Raw genomic sequence first — 24565 nt, forward strand, 5'->3', positions numbered from 1 at the left:
GATAAGGTTTCGGTTGTGGAAAATCGCACCTTTTCGAGGATGAGCCGCACCGTCGGCGTGGTCGGCCTGGGCGCCTGGCAGCTCGGCGCCGACTGGGGTGACGTCAGCGAGGCCGACGCGCACGCGACCCTGCAGGCGGCGGTCGACGCGGGCGTCACCTTCATCGACACCGCCGACGTCTACGGCGACGGCCGCAGCGAGCAGATCATCGGCTCCTTCATCAAGGACAAACCGCAGCTGACCGTGGCGACCAAGATGGGCCGCCGGATGGACCAGCTGGTCGAGAATTACTCGCTGGACAACTTCCGGGCCTGGACCGACCGGTCCCGGGCCAACCTCGGCGTCGAGACGCTCGACCTGGTCCAGCTGCACTGCCCGCCGACGCCGGTGTTCTCCAGCGGCGAGGTCTACGACGCCCTCGACACCCTGGTCGAGGAGAAGCGGATCAGGGCGTACGGGGTGAGCGTCGAGAAGGTCGACGAGGCCCTCGCCGCGATCGAGCGCCCGGGCACCGCGAGCGTCCAGATCATCCTGAACGCGTTCCGGCTCAAGCCGCTCGAGCGGGTGCTGCCGGCCGCGGCCGCCGCGGGCGTCGGCATCATCGCGCGCGTCCCGCTGGCCAGCGGCCTGCTCTCCGGCCGCTACGACGAGCACACCACGTTCGCGGCCGACGACCACCGCAACTACAACCGGCAGGGCGCCGCGTTCGACGTCGGCGAGACGTTCTCCGGCGTCGACTTCGCGACCGGCCTCGAGGCGGTCCGCCGGCTGCGCCCGCTGATCCCGGCCGGCGCCACGATGGCCCAGTTCGCGCTGCGCTGGATCCTCGACCAGCCGGGCGTCACGGTGGTCATCCCGGGTGCGCGCAATCCCGAGCAGGCTCGCGGCAATGCGGCCGCCGCCGCCCTCGCGCCGTTGCCGGCCGAGACGCTGCAAGCGGTCACCGACGTTTACGACGAGCTGATCCGCCCGGCGGTGCATTCCAAATGGTGAACGAACCGGCACCGAGCCCGAAACTCAAGGGCTGGCTGCCGATGGTGATCGGTGTCCTTGCCATCTTCCTGGGGGCACTGTGGACACTGCAGGGCCTGGACATTCTGACCGACAGCAAGATGAGCGGTAAAGAAACCTGGACATTCGTTGGCGGGGCACTTGCCCTGATCGGTCTGATCATGGTCGTGATCGGTGAGCGTGTCCGATCTCGATCCAAAAGATAAGACATATAAAGAAAGGCCCCGCACTCATTGCTGAGTGCGGGGCCCCTTGATCGGAGTTGATCCGAGCCGATCTCCGCCAGGCGATCGGCAGCCGGTCATGACGACCGGCGATGGTGGTCTCAGAGCGGGCGAACCTGCTCCGCCTGCGGGCCCTTCTGGCCCTGGGCGATCTCGAACTCGACCCGCTGGTTCTCTTCCAGACTGCGGTAACCGCTCATCTGGATGGCCGAGAAGTGGACGAACACGTCAGCACCCCCGCCGTCGACGGTGATGAACCCGAAGCCCTTGTCCGCGTTGAACCACTTCACGGTTCCTTGCGCCATGCTGAACTCTCCCTCTGAAAATGCCGGCCCTAGTCCTGAAGTCCGGGCCGTTGTCCGTTTTCGAGCAGCGGCGCCGTTGAGGCGGACCTTCCAGAGGACGTCCTATCCGCCGCGACTGCAAGACACCGGTCGACGCCTTATCGGCCGGCATCCCGTGGTCTTGGCGAAGCAGCGAACCACGTACGCAAAAACTGGGCACACTCTACCCGAAAAGGTGGCCGCAAAGCTGCCCCCGAACACCAATCAGATAAACGTCTGCTGATGCGGAAAAGGCCCCCCACTTCGCTCTCGCGATGTGGGAGACCTTGTCTTCAGTGCCGTCTTAGTCCGGCCATTGACCAGTCAGTTTGCGAACGCCGGAAGCGCCGCCGCGATCGACCGCCGCCTTAACCAGCGCGAAGATCGCACCCTGCAGTGCGGCCGCCGCGAGGATCTCGGCCCAGCCGCGCTCCTCGTCGGTCGCGTTGGGGGCGTCGTCGTCGCCCGTCGCGATCTTCCAGACCTCCTTGAACGCGAAGCCGGCCACCGCCCCGGCCGCGACGCCGAGCAGGATGCCCACCGGCTTGTACGCGATCTTCCCGACCTTGCTCAACGCTTCCTCCCGCGTACCACCAGAATGATTCCGATTACCGCAGCGACGCCGGCGAGCACCAGCGGGAGCGGCACCGGCGAGGTCGCCACCGCCTCCCGGGCGCGCACCTTGGCGATCTCCACCTGGTCCTTCGCCCGGGCCTTCACGTCCGCCTTGGCCGCCAGGGCCTGCACGGTCTCGCCCAGCTCGGCACGGGTCTGCTTGATGTCGGCCCGGAGCTCGGCGATCGTGGGCTTCGGTTGCTTCGTCGCCTCGCTCACGACCGGCCCCGATCGCGGACCGCGTGCTTGACCTCGTCGACGTCGAGCTTGACGCTCTCGATCGCGGCCTTCGGCTCCGGCGGCACCGCCTTGGTCACCTGGTTCTTGCCGATCAGGGCGAGAATGCCGGCGACCAGGAACAGCGCGACCGTCCAGATCAGCGCGGCCAGCCAGAGCGGCAGGAAGATGTCGAAGACGATGATCAGCGTGGCGATCGAGGCACCGATGCCGTAGAGGGCCAGCACACCGCTGGTGCCGAACAGGCCGACCCCGATGCCGGCATGCTTGCCCTTCTCCGCCAGCTCGGCCTTGGCCAGCGCTATTTCGTCACGAACCAGTCGGGAGACCTGCTCGCTCGCCCGCTGCACCAGTTCCGCGGTGGACTGCTCCGCGACCGGGCGTGCGGGCCTGCCGTTCAGGACATCGGCCATCGTCGTCCCCCTTTCCTACGTTGGGTTTATGCCCTGATCAACTCGGAGTCAATCCTGTTGGAGGAAAGGTGTCACCGCCGGGTCACGGCGGGCTCCTCCGGACCGGTGAACTGATTGCCGCGCGCCTCGCCGTCGTTGCCGCCGGAGAAGACCCGGCCGTCGCTCGGTGCGTCGCCGTCCGTTTGGGGCCGCGGGGCCGGGCGCAGCGGTGCCGAACCGGATGAGCCCTCGGTCAGTTCGGCGCGGACCCGCGGGATGCTCGTGCGCTGGTTCTGCCACACGTAGGTCACCAGGCGCTCCCGCACCAGGCAGCGCAGATCCCACAGCGCCGGGGCGTCCGCGGCCGAGACCAGCGCGCGCAGCCGGACCATGCCGCCGATCGCGTCCGTCATCTGCAGCACGCACACCCGGCCGTCCCACAGCTGCGAGCTCTCGCAGGCGGACCGCAGCTCGGTGCGCAGCGGCTCGATGTCGGTCGCCCAGTCCACGTCCAGCTCGGCCGTGCCCAGCACCGCCGACCCGGTCCGGGTCCAGTTCTGGAAGGGCTTGGTGGTGAAGTACGACGTGGGCAGCAGCAACCGGCGGTCGTCCCAGATCTGCACGGCCACGTAGGTGAGGGTCAGCTCCTCGATCCGGCCCCACTCCCCCTCGACCACCACCACGTCGTCGACCCGCACCGCGTCGCTGAACGCGAGCTGCAGGCCGGCGAAGACGTTGCCGAGGGTGCTCTGCGCGGCCAGCGCCGCCACGACGCTGACCAGCCCGGCCGAGGCCAGCAGGCTGGCGCCGAGCGCCCGGATGCCGGGGAAGGTCATCAGCACCACGCCGAGCGCGAGGATCACGATGGTGGCGACGGTGACCCGGCGCAGGATCACCACCTGGGTCTTGAAGCGGCGGCGTTTCAGGTTGTCCGGCACGTCGGTGCGCCAGCGGGCCAGCGCGGCGTCCTCCAGGACCAGCAGCAGCGCGGCCACCAGCCAGGCGAAGCCGGCGATGAACAGGATCACCAGCAGATGCAGCAACGGGCCGCGGCCGGGGAACTCCCCGGTGGCGGCCCGGATGGCTTGCTGGATCGCGAAGACGGTGACCGTGGCCAGGAACGGGTAGTGGGCCGTGCGGGCCAGATCGGCGGCGAGCTCCGAGCGGCGGCCCATCCGGGACAGCAGCCAGTGCAGGAACTCGACCAGAAAGATCGTGGCGCCGGTCGACGCCACCACTACCAGTACGGCGGTCATCAGGTGGGGCACTTGTCATCTCCTCCGGGAAGCGAGGGGGATCAGCGCTCCACCTTGCCCTGGCAGGCGCCGATCGCAACCCTCTCCCGGCGAGATAGGTGTCGGCTCACACTTTCCGGTATTTGGCCTGCGCGAAGCAGTAGACACCGAACGCGGCGATCCCGAGCCCGATCAACGCGAGCAGCCACACGCCCCACGGGTGTCCGGCCAGCGTCTTGAGGGCGGCGTCGAGGCCGCGGGCCTTGTCCGCGTCGTAGGTGACGGCGGCGACGACGACCAGGATGCCGGCGATGGCGTAGGCGGTGCCCTTGGCGATGTAGCCGGCCATCCCGAGGCGGGTCGTCGACTTGCGTACCGAAGGGGCCATCTCCTGGGTGTTCAGGTGCTTGGTGAACTTCTTGGTCCAGCCGTAGACGGCCATCCCGACGCCGACGCCGATCACGACCAGGCCGACGAAGCCGATCAGCCAGCGGCCGCCGGAGTGGGCCATGATGCCGGCCGACTTGTTCTGCTGGTTCTGCGCCATCGACGAGTTCGCGCCGCGCAGCACGTTGACCGCGTAGAAGGCCAGCGAGAGGTAGAGGATCGCGCGCACGCCGGAGACGACCCGCTCGGCGATCGCGGTCTTGTCCTGCGGGCCGCTCTCGCCGATCGCGGCCTCGAAGGCCTGCCAGATGGCCATGCCGACCATCCCGATCGCGATCAGGACCAGCAGGACCTTGCCGAACCCGTTGCCCGCCAGGGTCTGCAGCGCACCGGACTGGTCGCTCTCCTGGCTGGAGCCGCCGAAGGCGACCTGGACCGCGATCCACGCGAAGATGAGGTGGACGATGCCGTAGCCGACGAAGCCGCCGCGGGCCACCATCTCCAGCGGTTTGCTGTCGGCGGCTCGCGACGCGGTGTATTTGACGTTACTGGCGGGGGTCATGGCCCCAGATTGACCGAACGCGACGTGTGACAAACATTCAGCCCTTGGTCCGCCTAAGGAGGTGGCGGGGCCGGTGGTGTCAGTTGCGTGCCACCTGGAAACTGACGGTGTCACCGGTGATGCTGTCGAGTGACACCTGCAGGCCGCCGACGTTGACCGCCTGCTGTCCCTTGGTCAGGCTGATCTGCTCGCCGGCCACCACGAGGGTGACGGTGTTGGCGTCGGCGCTGACGAATTTCGCCTCCACGCCGAGCACGCTGGCGCTCGCGTCGACCTCCCGGTCGATGGTCACCGTGCACTGGTCGAGACTGCAGTTGACGTTGTCACTGCTGCAACCGGTGAGAAGCGCGATGCCGAGGACGGCCGAGGCGAGTGCGGCGGCGACGCGCCGGGTGGGCTTGAGCACCCTTCGAGGGTACGGGTACCGCGCGACCCTAAGGTGAGGTCGTGAGCGAGATAGAGGTACGCGACAACGCCCAGCAGCACCGCTTCGAGCTGCTCGTCGACGGTGCGATGGCCGGAATGGCCGCGTACCGGCTCCGGGACGGCGCCGTGGTGATCACGCACAGCGAGGTGGACCGGCAGTTCCGCGGCCAGGGGCTGGGGAACGAGCTGGCCCAGCGCACGCTGGACCTGCTCCGTTCTCGCGGGGACAAGGTCGTCCCGGTCTGCCCGTTCTTCGCGCGCTACGTCGAGGAGCACCCGACGTACGACGACATCATCGTTTCCTGACTCAGGCGGCCATCGGGGCCGGCACCGGGCTTCCCGCGATCAGCTCGGCGGCGGCCTGGCCGCAGGCCCGGGTCGCGCCGAAGGTGGCGATGTGCACCCCGCCGAGGATCGTCACCGGCACGCCCATCTCGACCACGATGGCGTCCGGCCGCCGGGCGAGCACCGCGGTGATCACGTCGGCCTGCCACGGGTGCCGGTGCAGGTCGCGGACCACCAGGACCAGGGCGCGGCCCTCGGCCCCGGCGAGCACGACCGACGCCGGGTCGGCCAGGCCGGCCAGGTAGCTCTCGGTGAGCCGGACCGAGGTGGTGCCGGGTCGCAGGCCGTCGAGCGGCGCGCTCACGCCCCACGGGGTCTCCTCGCCGACCGCGATGTTGCGCGGCGGCGCGAACTCGACCACGTGCGCGTCACCAGTGATCGGGAGCGCGGCACCGGCGTCGGCGGCGGTGACCCGGACCGCGCGGCGGGCCGCGGCGAAGCCGATCGGCGACCCGTTGCGCTGAGCAACGTCGACCAGCTTGCGGGCACCGCCGGTCCAGCCGGCCAGGCGGTGCACCCGGGCGGCCGCGTCCTGCAGGCGCTCGGCCGGGAGCACGCCGTTCTGGACCGCGGCGACGATCGCGTCGCGCAGCTCGATGGCGGTGTCCTCGCCGGCCAGCCCGCCGCCCACGCAGATCGCGTCGGCGCCGGCCGCGATGGCCCGTACGGTCGCGCCGGCCAGGCCGTACTTACGGGCGACGCCCTGCATCTCGATGCCGTCGGTGACGATCAGGCCGTCGAAGCCGAGCTCGTTGCGGAGCAGTTCGGTCAGGATGCGCCGGCTGAGGGTGGCGGGCAGCTCCGGGTCGTACGCCGGGACCAGCAGGTGGCCGGTCATCACGACCTTGACGCCGGCCTCGATCGCGGCCCGAAAGGGCAGCAGCTCGCAGGCGGCCAGCGCGGCCCGGTCGCGGTCGATCAGCGGCACGTCGTGGTGCGAGTCGACGCTGGTGTCGCCGTGGCCCGGGAAGTGCTTGGCGCAGGCGGCCACCCCGGCGTCCTGGATGCCCCGGACGAACGCGGCCGAGTGGCGGGCCACCAGCTCCGGGTCCGAGCCGAAGGCGCGTACGCCGATGACCGGGTTGTCGGGGTTGCTGTTGACGTCGGTGTCCGGCGCGTAGTCGAGCGTGATGCCGGCGTGGGCCAGCTCGAAGCCGAGGTCCCGGGCGACCGCTTCGGTCAGCGCCGGATCGTCGATCGCGCCGAGGGCCAGGTTGCCCGGGCGGGAGCTGCCGTGCCGCGACTCGAACCGGGTGACGTCACCGGCCTCCTCGTCGATCGCCACGATCACGTCGGCCCGCTCGGCGCGCAGCTGCGCGGTGAGCGCCGCCACCTGAGCCGGGCTCTCGACGTTGCGGGCGAAGAGCGCCACGCCGCCGAGTCCGTCGCCGAGCCACCGGCGAACCCAGTCGGGTGCGGTGGTGCCGACGAAACCGGGCTGGAGAACCGCAGCCGCCAGCTTCGCCAATTCGCCTTGGTTGGGCATGGGCCCCCGTACCTCCGGTGACGTTTACGCACACTCCCCGTGATGGGAGCGTGCCCCCGTTGTGCCGACCTATGTTCACACCCCATCCCTATTTAGTCAACAAACCTTCCTATTAGTTAAGAGTCGATACGATGCGGGGGTGCTTACCCCCTTGGCCGCCACCTCAGGCGTCGACTGGTCCGAGGTTCACGCCGTCCGCCTCCTCGGCGTAGCCCTCGCCGCGTTGTTCCTCCTCTGGGCGATCCGCCGGATGTTCGGCGGGAAGAAATAAAGGTTTTCGCGCAACATCGTTGGGGCACAATGGCCGCTCGATGAAGCTTCCCGTCTACGGACCCCGCCTGCGCCGCGTCGCCCGTCAGCAGTTCGGATGGCCCTCGCTGCGCCCCGGCCAGTTCAAGCCGATGCGCGCCGTGCTGCGCCGCAAGGATGCGCTGGTCGTGCTGCCCACCGGCGCCGGCAAGTCGGCGATCTACCAGATCCCGGCCGTGCTGCTGCCCGGCCCGACCGTGGTGATCTCCCCGCTGCTCGCCCTGCAGCAGGACCAGATCGCCGCCCTCAACGAGCGGAACGACCCGAAGATCCGCGCGGTCCGGGTCAGCTCGGCCGAGACGCCGCACCAGCAGCGCGAGGCGATCAAGGAGATCCGCGAGGGCCGCGCCGAGTTCCTGTTCATCACGCCCGAACAGCTCAGCGACCCCGAGCGGCTGGCCGAGGTGCGCTCACTGAAGCCCGGCCTGATCGCCATCGACGAGGCGCACTGCATCTCGGCCTGGGGGCACGACTTCCGCCCCGACTTCCTGGCCCTCGGCGAGATGATCAAGGAGATGGGCCGCCCGCCGGTCCTGGCGCTGACCGCGACCGCGTCCCCACCGGTCCGCGACGACATCATCGAGCGACTCGGCCTGCGCAAACCCGAGATCCACGTGTCCGGCCTGGACCGGCGCAACCTGTTCCTCGAGGTCGCCTACTGCCCCGACGAGGACTACCGCTGGCGTCGGCTCACCCAGCTGATCGAAGCGGCGCCGCGGCCCGGCATCATCTACGTCGCCACTCGGCGGGCCGCCGAGGAGCTGTCCGACCGGTTATCGAAGTCGGGGTACCACGCCACCTACTACCACGGCGGGATGGCCGGCGGGATGCGCGAGGAGCGCCACGAGGCGTTCTCCGCCGACAAGGTCGACATCATGGTCGCCACGTCGGCGTTCGGCATGGGCATCGACAAGGCCAACATCCGCTGGGTCGCGCACGTGGCCCTGCCCGACTCCCCCGACAGCTACTTCCAGGAGATCGGCCGCTCCGGCCGCGACGGCGAGCAGGCCCACGCCATGCTGCTGTGGCGCGCCGAGGACGAGGCGATCCAGCGCTTCTTCAGCGGCGGCTCGCCGGACGAGGTCGAGCTGCGCGAGCTGGCCGCGGCGCTGCGCTCCGGCCCGCTGACCAAGACGGCGCTGAAGGAGAAGACCGGCCTCGGCCCCCGCAAGCTGGGAAGCTACCTGGGCCTGCTGGAACAGGTTGGCGCGGCAACGGCCGGCGCCGGCAACAAGATGACGGTCCCGCTCTTCGCCCCGCTGCCGGCGGCTGCGGCGACGGCCGCCATCAAGGAGTACGAACGTCAGCAGGTGGTGACCCGCTCCCGCACCGACATGATGCGCGGCTTCGCCCAGGCCGAGGGTTGCCGAAGCCAGGTCCTGCTGGCCTACTTCGGCGAGGCCCTGAAAAAGCCGTGCGGCCACTGCGACAACTGCGCCAACGGCCTGCCCACCCCATCCGCAAAGCCCGCCGACGAGCCGTTCGCCGTGCACAGCACGGTCCGCCACGGCGAGTGGGGCCCGGGCACGGTGATGGGCTACGAGGACGACCGGATGACGGTCCTCTTCGACGAGGTCGGCTACAAGACCCTGTCGGTCCCGGTCGTCATGGCGAACAAGCTGCTGTCGCCGCCGACGAAACCGAGACGCTGACATATCGGCCTCAAGAGGGCAACGAGCCTCGACCAGCGGCGCCGCCCGGCGGGCGGCCCGCCGCTGACCACGGTCGTGTCAGGCGGACCATGCCCGGACGATGTCGTCCGGGCCCCAGATCAGATCTGCGGCGTCGGCCGGGAGGTCGGCTCCCGAACGGCTGACGACGACCAGGCCGCTGGTGCCGGGCTCGAAGCCCGGGATCGTCGGGGCCTGGCGGCGTAGTTCCTCCAGGTGGTGGCGGTCGAACGGGCCGTCCTGCCACTTGATGGAGCCGGCGAACGCTATCCGCGAAGCGACCGGTGCGCGGTCGGCTCCGACCAGGTCAATCTCCGGGTTGGACTGCCGGTTCCACCAGCCGCCGACCTCCCACGTGTCGGTCCAGGGCAGCTCGCCGGCACCGGCGGCGATGGCGAGCGCGTCGCGGATGATCGGTTCGACGGCGTTGCCCCGCCACGTGGACCACCGCGCGTCGAGGACGGCGCGGGCGGCGGCGTTCCGGTCACGCAGGGCCAACTGATGCACGTCGCGCAGGACCGCCAGGTACAGCCGCAGGTTGCTGTCGGCGATCCGGTACTGCGCCAGGTTGCTGGGCTTGGTGGACAGCGGCCGGTCGACGGCGAGGATCTGCTTCTCCTCGACGAGCCGGTGAAGCACCGGGGCCAGGGTGCCGGAACTGACCGGCCCGCCGCGATCGCCAGCCGCCGCGGCGATGTTGCTGAAGGTGCGGCTGCCGGTCCCGCCGACCGCTTCCAGGATGCGCCGGGCGGTGTCCGGTGCGGGGAATTCCGAGGCCAGCGACTGCTCGGGGATGCTGAACAACGCTGAGTTCTTGTTGGCGATCTCCTCCCGCAGGAAATCGGCGGGGGGCGTTCCCGGGGTCCACTCCAGGGCGATGCCGGGCAGCCCGCCGGTGATCAGGTGCGCATCGATCGCATCCGCGCCGCTCGAACCGGTCACGGCGGCGGTCTCGGCGAGATTGAACGGGCCGAGGACCATGTTCGTGGCCCGGCCGTAGAACGGGCGGTCGTACTCGGTGAGCCGCTGCATCATGTGCAGATCGCTGCCGAGCAGCAGCAACAGCACCGGTTTGCGGGAGATCAGCCGGTCCCAGGCGACCTGCAGATGCCCGTCGAAGGTCGTGTCCTGCTCGGCGATCCAGGGCAGTTCGTCGAGCACGACGACGCTCGGTGTGTCGGGCAGGACGCTGGCCAGGACGCGCAGCATGTCGCCCCACCCGCCGGCCGGCGGCTCGGACGGCAGAAGGTCGCGACCGCCGGAGGTGAGCAGCGACGAGTCACGCACGGCGCCAAGAAAGTAGCTGACCGCTTCGATGCTCGAAGCACCCTTGACCGCGGTGTAGAAGCAATACGGCAACTCGACCCGGTCGCACAGCTCCTGCACCAGCCGTGACTTGCCCACCTGCCGCCGCCCGCGGACGGCTACGGATCGGCCCTCCCCGGTGCGCCGGACATGGTCGAGTTGCTTGGTGAGCAGATCGAGCTCGGTGCGCCGCCCCACGAACATCGACGCCTCCGAAGTCAGATTCAATCTTACTTCGGTGCAGTCTACCTAAGCGGGAGCTCGGCCGAGGATCTTCGCCAGGGCGTCGCGCAGGGCGTGATACGGGTCGGCGGGGAGGCTGGTTGAGCGCCAGCCGATGTGTTTGTCCGGGCGGATCAGCAGGGCGCCCTCCTCCTCCACCTCGCGGACCCGTGCCCAGTCGTAGTAGAGGTCGGTCATCTCGCGGCCCGGGCCGATCACGATGGCCTTCAGGGGCACGCCGAGCTCCTGGGCGGTCTTCTCGGCGGCGGCCAGCCACGGCTCGCCGGCTATGCCGGTCAGCAGGGTGAATTGGGTCATCGGGGCCAGGTCGAGGGTGGACACCCGGGTTCGGGCGTTGCCTACCCACACGTGGGGCAGGCGGGAGCCGGGGACCGTTGACTGCTCGTAGTAGAGCTCGGGGTCTCGGGTCGGGGGCGGGCGTTCGCTGCCGTCGCCGATGATGGCGGCCGAGTCGTAGAACTGGCCCAGGTCCACGCCGTGGGCGTTGAACTCGTAGTGCTTCAGCTCCATGGCCGCTACCAGGGCCGCCCGCTTGGCCGCGCCGGCCGGGGTGTTCGCCTTGCGCTCCTCGATCCGGGCCGCCATCTCGGCCTCGTCCTTGGCGTCGAGCAGGCCCAGCACCTCGAAGAACTGGACGAACTCCCGGCTCGACCTGTTGGCGCGCTTGACTATCTGCTCGGCGACCGGGGCGCGCTCGGTGGTGTAGGTGTCCAGCAGCGACGGTGCGGCCTGGCCGCGCAGCACCGCGGCCAGCTTCCAGGCCAGGTTGTAGGCGTCCTGGATCGACGTGTTCGAGCCCAGGCCGTTCGACGGCGGGTGGCGGTGGACCGCGTCGCCGGCGCAGAACACCCGGCCCGCGTGCAGCCGGGTCGCGTACAGCTCGTTATTGCCCCACAGGGACGTGCCGGTGATCTCGACCTCGAGGTCGGGCAGGCCGACCAGGTTGCGCACGATCGCGGTCGCGGCGGCGTCGTCGACGACCGGGGCGGGCTCGTTGATGTCGTAGCCCCAGACGATCAGCCACTCGTTCCACGGGCGCACCATCCGGACCAGGCCGGCGCCGATCCCGCCGACGTTGGAGCCGGGCTGGATCACCCAGTAGAGGACCGACGGGCGGTGGCCCACGTGCGCGGCCAGGTCGGCCTTGAAGGTGATGTTCATCGAGCCGGCGATGTCCATCGCGCCCTCGGTCGGCAGGCCCAGGTCGGCGGCGACCATCGAGCGGGCCCCGTCCGCGCCGATCAGGTATTTGGCGCGGATCGTGTATTCCTCGCCGGTCAGGCGATCCCGGACCCGTACGTCGACGTGGTCTTGATCTTGCTCGAAAGAAAGGTATTCGGTGGAGAAGCGGGTCTGGGTGCCGCGCTCGGTCGCGTTGCGCACCAGGATCGGCTCCAGGTAGGTCTGCGGGATGTCCACCGGCAGGCACGGCGAGGCGACGCGGTAGTCGCCCGCCCGGACCGGGTGGGTGCCCCAGGTGAGGATCCGGCCGATCTCCTCGCCGGCGATCGACGTGCAGAAGACGGTGTCGCCCATCAGCTCGTGCGGGGTGGCGTCCGCCTGGACCTGGTCCTCGATGCCGGCGTCCCGGAAGACCTCCATCGCGCGCTGGTTGGTGATGTGCGCGCGGGGCGTGTTCGCCGTCCAGCGGTACTTCGTGATCATGATGTTCGGGACGCCCAGGGTGGAGAGCAGCAGCGCCGCGCCCGCCCCGGCCGGTCCCGATCCAACGATCAGCACATCGGTCGTCACCGTCATCCGATCAGTCTGCGGACCCGGCGCGTTCCGCCGACAGGAATCGGGCGAGATCAGGGCGGAAATGCGAAAGCCTGGCGGAAAACTAAATTCCAAGGCTTTTGCGTACGTCGGTGGCGCGCACGCCGAAGTGCGCGCGGAACGCCTGCGAGAAGTACGCGGCGGAGCCGAACCCGCAACGGGCGGCGATCTCCGCGACGGCCGCCCGGGGCTCGGCGACGAGCCGTGCGCGGGCCCGTTCCAGCCGCCGGGCCAGCACGAACTGCGGCAGGCTCACGCCGGCACCGGCGAACGCCCGGGACAGGTGCCGTTCGCTGATCCCGATGCCGGCCGCCACCCGGGCGGCGCTCAGGCCGGGGTCGGTCAGGTGGTCCTCGATGAAGGCGCGCGCGTTGGCCAGGTGGGCGGTGCCCGGGTCGGCGGTGCTGCGGCCGGTCATGCTCGCCAGCAGGTGCAGGGCGACGTCCTCGTCGACCGGCTCGTCGCCGCGCAGCGCCCGGTCGACCAGCCGGGCGAAGGTCCGCGCCGTCACGTCCCCCGGGGCGAAGTCGCGCACGATCGGCGCGGGCAGCGCCTCCAGCCCGGTCCACTCCCGGAAGGTCGCCCGCGGCACCTTGACGGCCAGCTCCTCCAGGCCGCGGGAGAAGCCCCGCATGAACGGCCGGTCCGGATCGCAGATCAGGGCCTGCCCCGGCCGCAGGGTCAGCACCCCGCCGTCGTGGTAGAAGAACGCCTCACCGAACACGGTCAGGTAGACGGCGATCGAGTCGGCCGGGCTGCTCCGGATCACCTCGGCCGGCCGCTCCACGACGTGCGAGCTGCCCCGGACCCGGGCCAGGTGCAGCCGGTCGAGCTGAAGGTTGAGCTCGGTGCCCTGGAACGGCTCGTCGCTGATCATCCGGCAGCGCAGGCCGATCAGCGCAGCCCGGTTGTGGTCCTCCCAGAGCCCGATGCGCTGCTCGGCCGGCAACTCGGCCGTGCTGAAGCTCCTCAGCCGCGTCACGGTCCACCCCCGGGATGTGGTCCCCGTCACGCTAACGCAGGACCGGAGCCACCGGGAAGACGCGGACCGCGCCGAGCACCGCCTCGATGCGGCGGTGCTCGGCTTCCAGGGCCGCCACCGTGGCCGCCAGCATCGCGCGGCCGGCGCGGTCAGGCGTAGGGCTCTTGGTCCTGACCGAGGACGGCCACCAGGAAGTCGGCGCCGGGGTGGAACGGGCGCAGGTCCCAGGTGCTCAGCAGGACGTCGGGGCGCAGGCCGGCGGTGGCCACGTCCTCGAAGAAGTCGTGGAACTCGTAGCCCCGGCCGGCGCCGAAGCCGAGCACCGCGCGGCCGCCGTCGGCCAGGTGGGCGGCGAAACGGCGGATCACCTCCAGCCGTGTGGACGGGGCCAGGAAGGTCATCACGTTGCCGGCGCAGACGATCACGTCGAAGCCGGGTGGCTCCAGCTTCAGCTCGGCCAGGTCGCCGACCAGCCAGGTGGCGCCGGGGTGGTCGGCCTTCGCGGCGGCGATCAGCTCCGGGTCGAGGTCGACGCCGGTCACGTCGTGACCGGCCGCCGCCAGGCGGGCACCGACCCGGCCGGGGCCGCAGCCGGCGTCCAGGATCCGGCGGCCGCGCGGCACCATCGCGTCGATCAGGCGGGCCTCGCCGTCCAGGTCGTCGCCGCGGGCGGCCATGTCCCGGAACCGCTGGACATACCACTGGGAGTGGCCCGGCTTCTCGTCGATCATGCGCAACCAGAGGTTCTCGTCGGTCATGACCCATTCTCTCCGGTGAACAGCGGCGTGCTCAGATAACGCTCACCGGTGTCCGGCAGGACCACGACCACGGTCTTGCCGGCGTGCTCCGGGCGCTTGGCCAGCTCGGCCGCGGCGTGCAGGGCGGCGCCGCTGGAGACGCCGGCCAGGATACCCTCGGTGCGGGCCAGCCGGCGGGCGGCCGCCCGGGCCTGCTCGACGTCGACCCGGACGATCTCGTCGTAGACCGTGGGGTCGAGGACCTCGGGGACGAAGCCGGGGCCGATGCCCTGGATGCCGTGCGGACCGGCGGCGCCACCGGAGAGCACCGGGGATTCGGCCGGTTCCACGGCGTACACCCGGAGCTCGGGCTTCTTGTCCTTGAGAATTTGGCCGACCCCGGTGACCGTGCCGCCGGTGCCCACACCAGCGACCAGCAGATCGACCGCGCCGTCGGTGTCGTTCCAGATCTCCAGGGCGGTGGTGCGGCGGTGCACGTCGGGGTTGGCCGGGTTGTCGAACTGCCGCGGCAGGAACGCCTTGCGCTCGTCGGCGAGTTGCAGGGCCCGGGCGACGGCGCCCTTCATGCCGTCCGCCGCCGGCGTCAGAACAAGTTCCGCACCGTACGCGGTGAGCAGCGCCCGCCGTTCGAGGCTCATGCTCTCCGGCATCGTCAGGGTCAGCCGGTAACCACGGGCGGCCGCCACCAGGGCCAGGCCGATGCCGGTATTACCACTGGTCGCCTCGACGATGGCACTGCCCGGCCGGAGTTCCTCACTGGCCTCGGCCGCCTCGATCATGGCGAGCGCGATGCGGTCCTTGACGCTGCCGCCGGGGTTCGCCGACTCCAGCTTGGCCAGCAGTTTCGCCGGGAGCCCGGGCTCGAAGCGGGCGAGCCGCACCAGCGGGGTCCGGCCGATCAGCTCGGTGATGTCGTTGTAGACCATTGGTTTTCTCCCTGATAGGCGGCGGCCCGTACGCGGGCGCCAGCCGGAACGTCGGAAAGTACGAGGGTGAGCGCGCCGATCTCGGCGTCGTCGCCGATGTGCACCGGGCCGAGCACGGTGGCGCCGACGCCGAGCACCACGCGGTCGCCGACGCTGGGGTGCCGGATGCTGCCCTTGGGGTCGCGGTGCCAGCCGCGGCCGCCCAGCGTGACCCGGTGGTACATGGTCACGTCGTCGCCGAGCCGGGCGGTCTCGCCGATGACGACCCCGGCGCCGTGGTCGATGAAGAGGCGTCTTCCGACGACGGCGCCGGGGTGGATCTCGATCCCGGTCAGCAGGCGCATGACCTGGGAGATCAGGCGGGGCAGGAACGGCAGGCCGGCGCGGTGCAGCCGGTGCGCGAGGCGGTGGCCCCAGACCGCCCAGAGGCCGGGGTAGAGCAGCACCTCGGCGGCGCGCAGGCCGTACAGGGCCGGGTCGCGCCGGTAGATGGCGCGCAGGTCGTCCATCACGAGGATGTCCTTGGCAGGTGTTCGGAGGTGGCCCGGGTCAGCACCCCGGACAGCGCTCGTCGAACACCCGCCGGACGTGCGCCCCCGCCATCGGAACGGCGAACGCGTAGCCGGCCAGAGTCCTCATGTCCCGAACGCTAGCCGCGCCGAATCCCCGGAGTTCAGGGCCGAAGGTCCCCTGGTTTTGCTGGCATTCGACGTTATAACGTCTGTCGACGTGGAAACCTTCGGTCCCAGTGGCTCGCCCTCGATCGACACCCCGCGGCACCGCGCTCTCGGCTCCGACAGCCGGGCCACCATCCTGCGGCTGGTGCGCGATGCGACCGGTGGTCTGACCGGCGCCGACGTGGCCGCCGCCACCGGGCAGCACCTGTCCACCACCCGCGCCCACCTGGAGCAACTGGTCGAGGCGGGCCTGCTGGTCAAGGCCCGGGCCAGCGGCGGCCGGCCGGGGCGGCCCGCGTGGCGATACCGGGCGACCGGCACCGACCCGGCCCCGGCGCCGTACCGGGTGCTCGCCGCCGCCCTGCTCGACCACCTGCCGACGAAGCGCGGCGACGTACGGGTGGCGGCCGGCCTGGTCGGCCGCGACTGGGGGCGCAAGCTCGCGGCGGGCGTGCCGGCGGCGGCCGAACCGGTCGAAACCGCGATCACCGTCCTCGACGGACTCGGGTTCGGCCCGCGCGCGGCCGGTCCGGCCGAGGTGCACCTGCACACCTGCCCGTTCCTGGATCTGGTCGGGCAGAACCCGGATGCGATGTGCGGGCTGCACGCCGGCGTCGTCCGCGGCGTGCTGGAGAGCCGCGGCATCAAGAGCGAGGACACCGTGCTCGAACCGTTCGGCGCCCCGCACGCCTGCGTGGTCCGCCTGCCCGGGCCGGCCCGCTCATGACGCTCTCCGATCGGGCTTCCTGGCATCGGCGGGCCGGGCTGCTGCCGGCCGCGTACCTGGCCGCGCTGGTGGTGCTCGCCGTCGCCCATCCGCTGCTGCCTCAGTGGCGCTGGGTGGCCATCCACCTGCTGATGCTCGGGGCGGTGACGAACGCGATCCTGGTGTGGAGCGCGCACTTCACCTCGGCCATCCTGCGGGTGCCGCCGCCGGGCCGGCGCCGCGGCGAGGTCGTCCGGCTGGTGCTGCTCAACGCCGGGGTGGTCGCCGTGCTGGCCGGTCCGCCGTGGGTCGGGGTGGGCGGGGCGGCCGCGATCTTCGCCGCCGTCCTCGGGCATCTCCGGTGGCTGGCCGCGCGGCTGCGGGCGGCCCTGCCGGCCCGCTTCGCGGTGACCGTCCACTACTACCTGGCCGCCGCGGTGGCCTTGCTCGCCGGCATTCCGGCGGGTGCCTGGATGCTGGTGGTGGACGACGCCGGCCGGTCCCGGGTGCTGCTCTTCCACGCGCACGTCAATCTGCTCGGCTGGGTCATGCTGACCGTGCTCGGCACCGTCCTCACGCTGTGGCCCACCGTGCTGCGCACCCGGATGGACGACGCCGCGGTCGCCGCCGGCCGTGCCGCCCTGCCGGTGGCGATCGCCGGGATCGCACTGGTCGCCGCCGGGGTGCTGGCCTGGTGGTCGGTGCTCGCGGTCGCCGGGTTGGCGGCCTTCGCCGCCGCCGTACTGGTCACCGCGTGCCCGGCGGTCCGGGCCGCGCGGCGGAAGCCGCCGGAGTCGTTCGCCGCCTGGTCGATCGCGGCCGGCGCGGGCTGGCTGCTGGTGGCGCTGGCCGTCGACGCGGTCACGCTGGCGACCGCCGGTGGGCCGGACGCCGCCGCCGACCGCTTCGGGGCGGCGCTGATCCCGCTGCTGGTCGGCTCGGTGGCGCAGATCCTGCTCGGCGCGCTCGCCTACCTGCTGCCGATGGTGCTCGGCGGTGGCCCGGCCCGGGTGCGGGAGCGGACCGCCGCCCTCGACCGGCACTGGCCGCAGCGGCTGGCCATGACCAACACCGCCCTCGCCGTCTTCCTGCTGCCGGTCGGCCCGTACGTCCGGATCACCACATCGCTGTTGCTGCTGGCCGCCCTGGTGCAGTTCCTGCTACCGACCGGCCGGCTGCTGCTGGACCGGAGGTGACCGCCGTGCCCGACATCGCCGCTCCCACCCGGCGCTCGCTCGGCGGGGTCGCCACCGGGGTCGCGCTGGTGCTGGTCGCCGTGCTGATCGGGGACGCCGCCCAGCGCCTGACCGGGGACGATGCGCCAGCCGCTGCGGCGGCCGCGGTCACCCCGACCGGGCACACCACGACCGTCGCGGTGACCGCCGAGAACATGCGGTTCCACCCCGCGACGATCACCGTGCCGGCCGGTGACCGGCTGGTCATCGAGTTCACCAACGCGGACCAGCGGCGGCACGATCTGGTGCTGGCCACCGGCGCCAGGACCGGCACGGTCGGCGCCGGGAGGACCGCGAGCCTCGACGCCGGGGTGATCGGCGCGGCGGTCGAGGGCTGGTGCTCGCTGCCCGGCCACCGGCAGGCCGGCATGACCCTGTCGATCACCACCGCCGCGGCCGGCCATGCCGGGCACACGATGGCCGGGGCGACGACGATCGACCCGATGGCCGACCCCGGAGCCGCCTTCCAGGCCCGGGACGCGACCGCCCCGGCGACACCCACCGGCACGGTGCACCGGCTCGCCCTGCACGTCCGGGAGGTGGCGCGGGAGATCGCCCCCGGCGTCCGGCAGACCATGTGGACCTACAACGGCACGGTGCCCGGGCCGGTGCTGCGCGGCAAGGTCGGGGACACCTTCGAGATCACGCTGAGCAACGACGGCACGGTCGACCACGGTGTCGACTTCCACGCCGGGTCACTCGCGCCGGACGGGCCGATGCGGCCGATCGACCCCGGCCAGACCCTCACCTACCGATTCACCGCCGCCAAGGCCGGGATCTGGATGTACCACTGCTCGACCATGCCGATGCTGCTGCACATCGCCAACGGCATGTACGGCGCGGTCGTCATCGACCCGCCCGGCCTGCCGCCGGTCGACCACGAGTACGTGCTGGTGCAGTCCGAGCTCTACCTCGGCAGCGAGCTCACCGCCATGCGGGCCGACCAGCCGGACGCGGTGGTCTTCAACGGCTACCCCAACCAGTACGCGCACCGGCCGCTGGCGGTCCGAACGGGTGACCGGGTCCGGGTGTGGGTGCTCGATGCCGGCCCCAACCGCGGCAGTGCCTTCCACATCGTCGGCACCCAGTTCGACACCGTCTACGCCGAGGGGCACTACCTGCTGAAACCGTCCGATTCCGGCGGCTCGCAGGTGATGGCGCTGGCGCCCGCCTCCGGCGGTTTCGTCGAGGCGGTCTTCCCGGAGGCCGGTCACTACTCGTTCGTGACGCACGCCATGGCCGACGCCGAACGTGGCGCTCGTGGCACGTTCGAGGTCACTGGTGGATGATCCACGGCAGGTGCGGGTAAGGAGAACCCGCCCTGCTGACCACCGAACGTGAGGAACGATTCGTGACCGACGAACCGCTGTACTCGAAGCTGGGCTTCACCGACGCCGAGTGGGGGCTGCTGGTCGGCCTGCCGCAGTCGGTGCTCACCGCGGCCAGCGCCGCCACCCCGGACAGCACCCGCAAGACCCGGGCCGAGAGCGAGGCCGGCACCGACGTGATCTCCGACGGCCGGGCGTCGTTCAGCCCGCTGGTCTCGGCGGTGGCGTCCGCCCTGCTCGAGCGGGTCGGCGACCCCGAGCTCGGCGAGGAGCCGCCGGTGATCGAGCCGGCCGACCCGATCGCCTACGTCGAGGACGTGCTCGGCCGGGCCGCCGAAGCGAACGCCCTGCTCACCGCGAAGGCCGAGCAGGCCGACGCGGAGACCTACAAGCACTGGCTGGTGGAGATCGCCGAGTCGGTGGTCGGCGCGGCCAGCACCGGCGGGGTCCTCGGCATCGGCGGCGAGGCGGTCACCGACGACGAGCGCGCCTTCCGCGACGACCTCGCCAACGCCCTGGCCGACTGACGTCCGGCGGGTGGGCGTCGACGAGTACACGCAGGCCCGGCCGTCGGCCGCGCTGCGGCCGTATGTCGGGTTCTACTCCGGCTACCGGCAGCGCGGCCTCGCGCCGGCCACCCATCGGGGCCTGCCCTCGCCGTACCTCACCCTGATCTTCACGATGGACGACCCGCTGGACGTGGCCGCCCACCCGGACCCCCGCCAGGCTCCCGGCCGGTACGACTCGCTGGTCGGCGGCCTGCATCTCACCCCGGCCCTGCTCACCCACCCCGGACGGCAGTCCGGGGTGCAGGTGGCGCTGCGACCGCTGGGGTGCCGCGCCCTGTTCGGCATGCCGGCCGCCGAGCTGGCCGGACTCGACCTGGACGCGGTGGCCGTGCTCGGCGCGCCGATGGTGGCCGAGATCCGGGACCGGCTGTGTTCCGCATCCTCCTGGCCGGGCCGGTTCGCCGTGCTCGACGACGTGCTCGGGCGGCAGCTGCGCCCGCTGCCGGCCGGGGTGGCGCCCGAGGTGGTGCACGCCTGCCGCCGCCTGCTCGGCGGCGACGTGCCGGTCGGCGCGGTGGCCGGCGAGGTCGGCTGGAGCGCCCGCTATCTCACCGACCGGTTCCGGGCCGAGATCGGGCTGCGGCCCAAGGAGGCCGCCCGGGTGGCCCGCTTCGACCGGGCCCGGCGCGCGCTGCGGCCGGCCGCCCGGCTCGCCGACATCGCCGCCGGGCACGGCTTCGCCGACCAGTCGCACCTGGTCCGCGAGTTCAAGGCGTTCGCCGGGTGCACGCCGTCGCGCTGGCTGGCCGACGAGCACGACCTCAGTTCGCTTTTGTCCAAGCCGGCCGACGACCGGTAGCCGAGGATCGGGGCATGACGCAGACACCGCCACCTCAGGTGTGGCCCACGCTGCGGGCCACCGACGCCCGCGCACTGATCCGGTTCCTGGTCGAGGCGTTCGGCTTCGAGGAGACCGTCGTCTACGGCGAGGGCGACCGGGTGGATCACGCCCAGTTGTCGTGGCCGCTCGGCGGCGGCATCATGCTCGGCTCCGCCGCCGACCGCGGGCCGGACGACACATGGTCGCTGTCGCCCGGCACGTTCGGCGCCTACGTGGTCACCGACGACGTCGACGCGCTCCACCAGCGGGCCGTCCAGGCCGGCGCCGAGATCATCCGGGCGCCGCAGGACACCGATTACGGGTCGCACGAGTTCGCCGCCCGCGACCCGGAGGGCAACCTGTGGTCGTTCGGCACCTACCGGGGCGAGCCGCGGCGCTCCTGAGCTACTCAGGGCGCAGAAGGCCCTGCTCGAAAGCGGCGGCGACGGCCGCCGCGCGGTCGCGAACACCCAGTTTCGCGTACGCATGAAGCAGGTGGGTCTTGACCGTCGCCTCGCTGATGAAGAGCCGGGCCGCCGCCTCCTTGTTGCTGTTGCCCCGCGCGATCAGGGTGAGCACCTCGAGCTCGCGCGCGCTCAGCGGCTCCTTCGCCGGTGAGCGCAGGGAGCCCATCAGCTTGCCGGCCACCGCCGGGGAGAGCACCGACTCGCCGCGGTGCGCCGCGGTGACCGCCCGGAACAGATCCTCGCGCGGGGTGTCCTTCAGGAGGTAGCCGGTGGCGCCGGCCTTGATCGCCGGGAGAACGTCCCGGTCGGTGTCGTAGGTGGTGAGCACCAGCACCCGGGCGGTCGAGCCCTGTTCGCGCAGGGCGACGATCGCGCTGACCCCGTCCATCTCCGGCATCCGCAAATCCATCAGCACCACGTCGGGCGAGACGGCCCGGGCCACGGCCAGCGCCTCCCGGCCGTTCCCGGCCTCGCCGAGCACCTGGAACCGGTCGTCGCCGGCGAACATGCCGCGCAACCCGTCCCGCACCACCGGGTGGTCGTCGACGATGAGCAGCCCGATCACGCGGCCGCTTCCAGCGTGATGGCCGGCACGCAGGCCGACACCGCGGTGCCGGCGCCCGGCTCGGACTCGACCTCGAGCGTGCCCGCGATGCGCAGCAGCCGCTCGCGCATGGCCGCCAGGCCGAAGCCGCCGGCCGCCGAAATCTCCCGCGGGGCCGCCGGATCGAAGCCGGTGCCGTCGTCGCGCACGTCCAGGGTGACCACATCCTCCATGTACGACAGGGTGAGCGCGACCCGGCCCGCCTCGGCGTGCCGGGCCACGTTGGCCAGCGCCTCCTGCGCGGTGCGCAGCAGCGTCGTCTCGATCTCCGGGAGCAGCGGCCGTGGCGTCCCGGTGGTGATCAGCTCGGCCCGCACGCCGTTGCGGCCGGACCAGCCGGCCGCGACCTCGCCGATCGCCTCGGGCAGGGCCGAGGCCTCCAGGGTCTGCGGGCGCAGCGCCTGCACCGAGCGGCGGGCCTCGGTGAGGCTGTCCCGGGCCAGGCCCTTGGCGGTGTCGAGGTGCCGACGCCAGGCGGCCGGGTCGGTGGCGGCCGCGTCGGCCGCCTCCAGCTGGGTGACGATGCCGGTCAGCCCCTGGGCGAGGACGTCGTGGATCTCGCCGGCCATCCGCTGCCGTTCGTCGTGCACGCCGGCCTCGCGGGCCTGGGTCAGCAGCTGGGCGTGCAGGCCCTCGTTCTCCCGGAGGGCGGCGGCGAGCTTGGCGTTCGCCTCGGCGAGCTGCTCGATCATCTCGGCCCGCTTGGCCGACTGCTCGTGCGTCATCGTGGTCAGGAACGTCATGGCGTTCGCGATGGCCAGGTTGAAGAACAGCACCACCGCGAAGTAGCTCCACGACGACACCGGGATGCCACCGGCCTGGGCCAGGCCGGTGGCGAAGGCGACGAGGGTGCCGCCGATCGCCCGGTGCAGGCGACCCTTCAGGGCGTACGCGGTGAACAGGTAACCGGTCCAGGCGAAGAAGCCGAACAGCGGGCTGCACCAGACCAGCAGGTAGATCAGGACGACCACGCCGGCGAAGAAGACTCCCATCCGGCCGCGGTCGTCGACCCAGAGCGGATGCAGGGCGATCCACCACAGCAGCCAGCCGAGGGTGGTAACCACCAGCACCGCGATCAGCGGGTAGGGCCGATGCGGAACGTTCGAGCTGATCAGCACGAGCAGGGTGGAGCAGACGAGCGCGCCGTAGGGCACGTAGGTCAGCCACTGGTCGAGCCGGCGCCGCCACACCTCCAGCCGCGCCACCGCCGACAGATCCGTCATCGGCCTCTCCCCCTCAGGACCAGCGGAACAGGCGGGCCGCACCCAGCCCGAACAGGGTCAGGTAAGCCACCAGAACGGTAGCCGACAGCGCGCCCGGCCAGTGTCCCGTCATCGCCTCGTGCACCGCCCGCTCGCCCGCTCCCAGCGGGGTGAAGTCGCTGATCCGCTGCAGCACCGCCGGCATGATCTCGCGCGGCGTCCACAGCCCGGCGAAGAACATCAGCGGGAAGAACAGCAGTGTGCCGATCGAGTTGCCGGCCTTGCCGGTGGGCACCAGAGCCGCGATGAACAGGCCGATCGCGAAGACACCGAGCGCGGCGAGCAGGAAGGCGAGCACGAACGCGGCGACGTGCTGGGGCAGCGGCACGTCGAAGAGGACCCGGCCGGCCGCGAGGGCCAGCGCGGTGGCCAGCACCGCGGTGATCAGCGCGGCCGCCAGCTGGGCGGCGAGCAGCAGGATCGGGCGTACCGGCGTGGTGGCGAGCCGGCGCAGGATGCCCTTCTCCCGATAGGTGGCCAGCACCATCGGCACCACCTGCAGGCCGAGCATGGCCAGGGTCAGCAGGGCCGCGATGCCGACGTAGATGTCGATGACCCGGCCGCCGCCCAGGTCGGCCGACGGTTTCCGGAAGTCCGGGATGCTGCCCAGGATCACCACCAGGACGGTCGGGAAGAGCAGCGTGAAGAAGGCGGTGACCGGCTCGCGGGCGTTCAGCTTCAGCTCGGTCAGGGTCAGCTTGGTGAAGACGCGCATGACGGTCACTCCGTTCCGGCCCGGCCGGTCAGCCGGACGAACGCGTCGTCCAGGCTGGCCTGCTCGATGCGCAGGTCGTTGGCGATGATCTGGTGGGTGGCGAGCACCGAGGTGACCGCGTGCAGCAGGTTGCCGGTGCCGATGACCTCGAGCTGGCGACCGTGCCGGCGCACCTCGCGGACCTCGTCGCGCGCGGTGAGCAGCGCGTCGTCGATCGGCGCCGAGGGGCGGAAGCGGATCCGCTGCTCGACCTCGATCCCGGCGACCAGGCCGGCCGGGGTGTCGAGGGCGACGACCTGGCCGCGGTCGATCACCGCGATCCGGTCGCAGAGCCGCTCGGCCTCCTCCATGAAGTGGGTGACCAGCACGATCGTGACGCCGGTGTCCCGGATCGACTCGATCAGGTCCCAGGTGTCCCGGCGGGCCTGCGGGTCGAGGCCGGTGGTCAGCTCGTCGAGGATGGCGATCCGCGGGCTGCCGATCAGCGCGAGGGCGATGGACAGCCGCTGCTTCTGGCCGCCGGAGAGCTTCGCGTACCGGGTGCGGAGCTTGTCGTCGAGGCCGAGCTCGCGGGACAGCGCCCGCCAGTCGGCCGGCTCGGGGTAGAAGGCGCTGTAGAGCTCCAGCGCCTCGCGCACGGTGAGCCGCTCGGGGAGCTGGCTCTCCTGGAGCTGGACGCCGACGAGCCGGCGCAGCTCCGGGTCCTTCGCTTCCCGGCCGAGCACGCTGATCGTGCCGCCGTCCGGGCTGCGCAGGCCGGCCACACACTCCACGGTGGTGGTCTTGCCGGCGCCGTTCGGGCCGAGGATGCCGAAGATCTCCCCACGCTCGACGGTGAGCGAGACGTCCCGCACCGCGACCGTGTCCCCGTACTTCTTCTTCAGGTTCTTGACCTCGATGACTGCCATACCTCGAGGTTCACAGGCGTACGGCCGTGGCGAATCGACCGGCGAGCGAGCGTTCCGATCCA

The 24565-nt window shown here is 71.5% G+C and carries 29 protein-coding genes; 11 read left to right on the plus strand and 18 right to left on the minus strand.

Going from position 1 to position 24565, the window contains the following annotated elements:
- Positions 1-15: 15 nt before the first annotated feature.
- Both Adu01nite_RS38015 and Adu01nite_RS38020 read left to right on the plus strand, forming a co-directional pair.
- A complete protein-coding gene (locus Adu01nite_RS38015) occupies positions 16-993 on the plus strand; it encodes an aldo/keto reductase (RefSeq protein ID WP_203734166.1) in 978 nt (325 codons plus the stop codon).
- Entirely contained in the window at positions 987-1217 is a 231-nt protein-coding gene (locus tag Adu01nite_RS38020) for a hypothetical protein (protein WP_203734167.1), read from the plus strand. Before Adu01nite_RS38015 ends, Adu01nite_RS38020 begins: the two co-directional genes overlap by 7 nt.
- A gap of 119 nt (positions 1218-1336) precedes the next feature.
- On the opposite strand, the gene Adu01nite_RS38025 is transcribed toward Adu01nite_RS38020, so the two are convergent.
- From Adu01nite_RS38025 to Adu01nite_RS38055, 7 genes are all read right to left on the minus strand, one after another.
- Entirely contained in the window at positions 1337-1540 is a 204-nt protein-coding gene (locus tag Adu01nite_RS38025; RefSeq protein WP_030440218.1) for a cold-shock protein, read from the minus strand.
- A gap of 322 nt (positions 1541-1862) precedes the next feature.
- Positions 1863-2132 (minus strand): DUF4235 domain-containing protein, encoded by a 270-nt coding sequence (locus Adu01nite_RS38030; RefSeq protein ID WP_203734168.1) that lies wholly within the window; start codon positions 2130-2132, stop codon positions 1863-1865.
- Entirely contained in the window at positions 2129-2392 is a 264-nt protein-coding gene (locus Adu01nite_RS38035; protein ID WP_203734169.1) for a DUF3618 domain-containing protein, read from the minus strand. The genes Adu01nite_RS38030 and Adu01nite_RS38035 overlap by 4 nt, the downstream gene beginning before the upstream one ends.
- On the minus strand, positions 2389-2823 hold the full coding sequence (locus tag Adu01nite_RS38040; RefSeq protein WP_203734170.1) for a phage holin family protein: 435 nt from the start codon (positions 2821-2823) through the stop codon (positions 2389-2391). The genes Adu01nite_RS38035 and Adu01nite_RS38040 overlap by 4 nt, the downstream gene beginning before the upstream one ends.
- Before the next feature lie 71 nt (positions 2824-2894).
- The gene (locus tag Adu01nite_RS38045) at positions 2895-4058 is read right to left on the minus strand and encodes a mechanosensitive ion channel family protein (protein ID WP_203734206.1); all 1164 of its coding nucleotides are present in this window, start codon (positions 4056-4058) and stop codon (positions 2895-2897) included.
- Positions 4059-4164: 106 nt separating this feature from the next.
- Positions 4165-4986 (minus strand): DUF1206 domain-containing protein, encoded by an 822-nt coding sequence (locus tag Adu01nite_RS38050; RefSeq protein ID WP_203734171.1) that lies wholly within the window; start codon positions 4984-4986, stop codon positions 4165-4167.
- A gap of 79 nt (positions 4987-5065) precedes the next feature.
- Complete coding sequence (locus Adu01nite_RS38055) at positions 5066-5392, minus strand: hypothetical protein (protein WP_203734172.1); 327 nt, start codon at positions 5390-5392, stop codon at positions 5066-5068.
- Between the two features lie 41 nt (positions 5393-5433).
- Here Adu01nite_RS38055 and Adu01nite_RS38060 point away from each other — a divergent pair, with 41 nt between their 5' ends.
- The gene (locus tag Adu01nite_RS38060; RefSeq protein WP_203734173.1) at positions 5434-5718 is read left to right on the plus strand and encodes a GNAT family N-acetyltransferase; all 285 of its coding nucleotides are present in this window, start codon (positions 5434-5436) and stop codon (positions 5716-5718) included.
- A 1-nt stretch (position 5719) separates the two neighbouring features.
- Here the strand turns inward: Adu01nite_RS38060 and Adu01nite_RS38065 are convergent, their stop codons facing one another.
- Positions 5720-7243 carry a glycoside hydrolase family 3 protein gene (locus Adu01nite_RS38065; protein ID WP_203734174.1) on the minus strand — a complete coding sequence of 508 codons (1524 nt, stop codon included), beginning with the start codon at positions 7241-7243 and terminating at the stop codon, positions 5720-5722.
- A 139-nt stretch (positions 7244-7382) separates the two neighbouring features.
- Between Adu01nite_RS38065 and Adu01nite_RS48645 the strand changes: the two genes are divergently transcribed.
- Together Adu01nite_RS48645 and Adu01nite_RS38070 are read left to right on the plus strand one after the other, a co-directional pair.
- Positions 7383-7514, plus strand: a complete 132-nt coding sequence (locus Adu01nite_RS48645; RefSeq protein ID WP_275414749.1) for a hypothetical protein — start codon at positions 7383-7385, stop codon at positions 7512-7514.
- A gap of 40 nt (positions 7515-7554) precedes the next feature.
- Positions 7555-9204, plus strand: coding sequence for a RecQ family ATP-dependent DNA helicase (locus tag Adu01nite_RS38070; protein ID WP_203734175.1), 1650 nt, complete (start codon positions 7555-7557; stop codon positions 9202-9204).
- Positions 9205-9282: 78 nt separating this feature from the next.
- Here the strand turns inward: Adu01nite_RS38070 and Adu01nite_RS38075 are convergent, their stop codons facing one another.
- The 6 genes from Adu01nite_RS38075 to epsC all read right to left on the minus strand — a co-directional run bounded on the left by Adu01nite_RS38075 (position 9283) and on the right by epsC (position 15721).
- A complete protein-coding gene (locus Adu01nite_RS38075) occupies positions 9283-10755 on the minus strand; it encodes an ATP-binding protein (RefSeq protein WP_239133011.1) in 1473 nt (490 codons plus the stop codon).
- Positions 10756-10776: 21 nt separating this feature from the next.
- Complete coding sequence (locus Adu01nite_RS38080; RefSeq protein ID WP_203734176.1) at positions 10777-12528, minus strand: FAD-dependent oxidoreductase; 1752 nt, start codon at positions 12526-12528, stop codon at positions 10777-10779.
- Between the two features lie 82 nt (positions 12529-12610).
- Entirely contained in the window at positions 12611-13528 is a 918-nt protein-coding gene (locus Adu01nite_RS38085; protein WP_203734177.1) for a helix-turn-helix domain-containing protein, read from the minus strand.
- Between the two features lie 149 nt (positions 13529-13677).
- Positions 13678-14286 carry a class I SAM-dependent methyltransferase gene (locus Adu01nite_RS38090; RefSeq protein WP_203734178.1) on the minus strand — a complete coding sequence of 203 codons (609 nt, stop codon included), beginning with the start codon at positions 14284-14286 and terminating at the stop codon, positions 13678-13680.
- Positions 14283-15212: a cysteine synthase A gene (gene cysK / locus Adu01nite_RS38095; RefSeq protein WP_203734179.1), complete on the minus strand. Its 930-nt coding sequence runs from the start codon at positions 15210-15212 to the stop codon at positions 14283-14285. The genes Adu01nite_RS38090 and cysK overlap by 4 nt, the downstream gene beginning before the upstream one ends.
- Entirely contained in the window at positions 15185-15721 is a 537-nt protein-coding gene (epsC, locus tag Adu01nite_RS38100) for a serine O-acetyltransferase EpsC (protein WP_275414750.1), read from the minus strand. Before epsC ends, cysK begins: the two co-directional genes overlap by 28 nt.
- Before the next feature lie 205 nt (positions 15722-15926).
- Here epsC and Adu01nite_RS38105 point away from each other — a divergent pair, with 205 nt between their 5' ends.
- The 6 genes from Adu01nite_RS38105 to Adu01nite_RS38130 all read left to right on the plus strand — a co-directional run bounded on the left by Adu01nite_RS38105 (position 15927) and on the right by Adu01nite_RS38130 (position 20951).
- A complete protein-coding gene (locus Adu01nite_RS38105) occupies positions 15927-16616 on the plus strand; it encodes a helix-turn-helix transcriptional regulator (RefSeq protein ID WP_239133018.1) in 690 nt (229 codons plus the stop codon).
- On the plus strand, positions 16613-17791 hold the full coding sequence (locus tag Adu01nite_RS38110) for a hypothetical protein (RefSeq protein WP_203734182.1): 1179 nt from the start codon (positions 16613-16615) through the stop codon (positions 17789-17791). The genes Adu01nite_RS38105 and Adu01nite_RS38110 overlap by 4 nt, the downstream gene beginning before the upstream one ends.
- A 5-nt stretch (positions 17792-17796) precedes the next feature.
- A complete protein-coding gene (locus Adu01nite_RS38115; RefSeq protein WP_203734183.1) occupies positions 17797-19119 on the plus strand; it encodes a multicopper oxidase domain-containing protein in 1323 nt (440 codons plus the stop codon).
- A gap of 62 nt (positions 19120-19181) precedes the next feature.
- Positions 19182-19685, plus strand: a complete 504-nt coding sequence (locus Adu01nite_RS38120; RefSeq protein WP_203734184.1) for a hypothetical protein — start codon at positions 19182-19184, stop codon at positions 19683-19685.
- A gap of 10 nt (positions 19686-19695) precedes the next feature.
- Positions 19696-20526, plus strand: coding sequence for a helix-turn-helix domain-containing protein (locus tag Adu01nite_RS38125; RefSeq protein WP_203734185.1), 831 nt, complete (start codon positions 19696-19698; stop codon positions 20524-20526).
- A gap of 14 nt (positions 20527-20540) precedes the next feature.
- Complete coding sequence (locus tag Adu01nite_RS38130) at positions 20541-20951, plus strand: VOC family protein (RefSeq protein ID WP_203734186.1); 411 nt, start codon at positions 20541-20543, stop codon at positions 20949-20951.
- A 1-nt stretch (position 20952) separates the two neighbouring features.
- Here the strand turns inward: Adu01nite_RS38130 and Adu01nite_RS38135 are convergent, their stop codons facing one another.
- Genes Adu01nite_RS38135 through Adu01nite_RS38150 form a run of 4 tightly spaced genes read right to left on the minus strand, consistent with a single transcriptional unit; the run spans position 20953 to position 24503 of the window.
- The gene (locus Adu01nite_RS38135; RefSeq protein WP_203734187.1) at positions 20953-21579 is read right to left on the minus strand and encodes a response regulator; all 627 of its coding nucleotides are present in this window, start codon (positions 21577-21579) and stop codon (positions 20953-20955) included.
- Positions 21576-22841, minus strand: a complete 1266-nt coding sequence (locus Adu01nite_RS38140) for a sensor histidine kinase (protein WP_203734188.1) — start codon at positions 22839-22841, stop codon at positions 21576-21578. Before Adu01nite_RS38140 ends, Adu01nite_RS38135 begins: the two co-directional genes overlap by 4 nt.
- A gap of 13 nt (positions 22842-22854) precedes the next feature.
- Positions 22855-23595 (minus strand): ABC transporter permease, encoded by a 741-nt coding sequence (locus tag Adu01nite_RS38145; protein WP_203734189.1) that lies wholly within the window; start codon positions 23593-23595, stop codon positions 22855-22857.
- Positions 23596-23600: 5 nt separating this feature from the next.
- Positions 23601-24503 (minus strand): ABC transporter ATP-binding protein, encoded by a 903-nt coding sequence (locus Adu01nite_RS38150; RefSeq protein ID WP_203734190.1) that lies wholly within the window; start codon positions 24501-24503, stop codon positions 23601-23603.
- Positions 24504-24565: the final 62 nt, after the last annotated feature.

This window comes from Paractinoplanes durhamensis (assembly GCF_016862175.1).
Lineage (GTDB): Bacteria > Actinomycetota > Actinomycetes > Mycobacteriales > Micromonosporaceae > Actinoplanes > Actinoplanes durhamensis.

Excerpts from the sequence above, each read along its gene's own strand:
- Adu01nite_RS38020 (WP_203734167.1), top strand. The coding sequence starts at position 987 with ATGGTGAACGAACCGGCACCGAGCCCGAAACTCAAGGGCTGGCTGCCG.
- Adu01nite_RS38025 (WP_030440218.1), bottom strand. The coding sequence starts at position 1,540 with ATGGCGCAAGGAACCGTGAAGTGGTTCAACGCGGACAAGGGCTTCGGG.
- Adu01nite_RS38040 (WP_203734170.1), bottom strand. The coding sequence starts at position 2,823 with ATGGCCGATGTCCTGAACGGCAGGCCCGCACGCCCGGTCGCGGAGCAG.
- Adu01nite_RS38045 (WP_203734206.1), bottom strand. The coding sequence starts at position 4,058 with ATGACCGCCGTACTGGTAGTGGTGGCGTCGACCGGCGCCACGATCTTT.
- Adu01nite_RS38050 (WP_203734171.1), bottom strand. The coding sequence starts at position 4,986 with ATGACCCCCGCCAGTAACGTCAAATACACCGCGTCGCGAGCCGCCGAC.
- Adu01nite_RS38065 (WP_203734174.1), bottom strand. The coding sequence starts at position 7,243 with ATGCCCAACCAAGGCGAATTGGCGAAGCTGGCGGCTGCGGTTCTCCAG.
- Adu01nite_RS38070 (WP_203734175.1), top strand. The coding sequence starts at position 7,555 with ATGAAGCTTCCCGTCTACGGACCCCGCCTGCGCCGCGTCGCCCGTCAG.
- Adu01nite_RS38080 (WP_203734176.1), bottom strand. The coding sequence starts at position 12,528 with ATGACGGTGACGACCGATGTGCTGATCGTTGGATCGGGACCGGCCGGG.
- Adu01nite_RS38090 (WP_203734178.1), bottom strand. The coding sequence starts at position 14,286 with ATGACCGACGAGAACCTCTGGTTGCGCATGATCGACGAGAAGCCGGGC.
- cysK (WP_203734179.1), bottom strand. The coding sequence starts at position 15,212 with ATGGTCTACAACGACATCACCGAGCTGATCGGCCGGACCCCGCTGGTG.
- epsC (WP_275414750.1), bottom strand. The coding sequence starts at position 15,721 with ATGGACGACCTGCGCGCCATCTACCGGCGCGACCCGGCCCTGTACGGC.
- Adu01nite_RS38110 (WP_203734182.1), top strand. The coding sequence starts at position 16,613 with ATGACGCTCTCCGATCGGGCTTCCTGGCATCGGCGGGCCGGGCTGCTG.
- Adu01nite_RS38130 (WP_203734186.1), top strand. The coding sequence starts at position 20,541 with ATGACGCAGACACCGCCACCTCAGGTGTGGCCCACGCTGCGGGCCACC.
- Adu01nite_RS38140 (WP_203734188.1), bottom strand. The coding sequence starts at position 22,841 with ATGACGGATCTGTCGGCGGTGGCGCGGCTGGAGGTGTGGCGGCGCCGG.
- Adu01nite_RS38145 (WP_203734189.1), bottom strand. The coding sequence starts at position 23,595 with ATGCGCGTCTTCACCAAGCTGACCCTGACCGAGCTGAAGCTGAACGCC.
- Adu01nite_RS38150 (WP_203734190.1), bottom strand. The coding sequence starts at position 24,503 with ATGGCAGTCATCGAGGTCAAGAACCTGAAGAAGAAGTACGGGGACACG.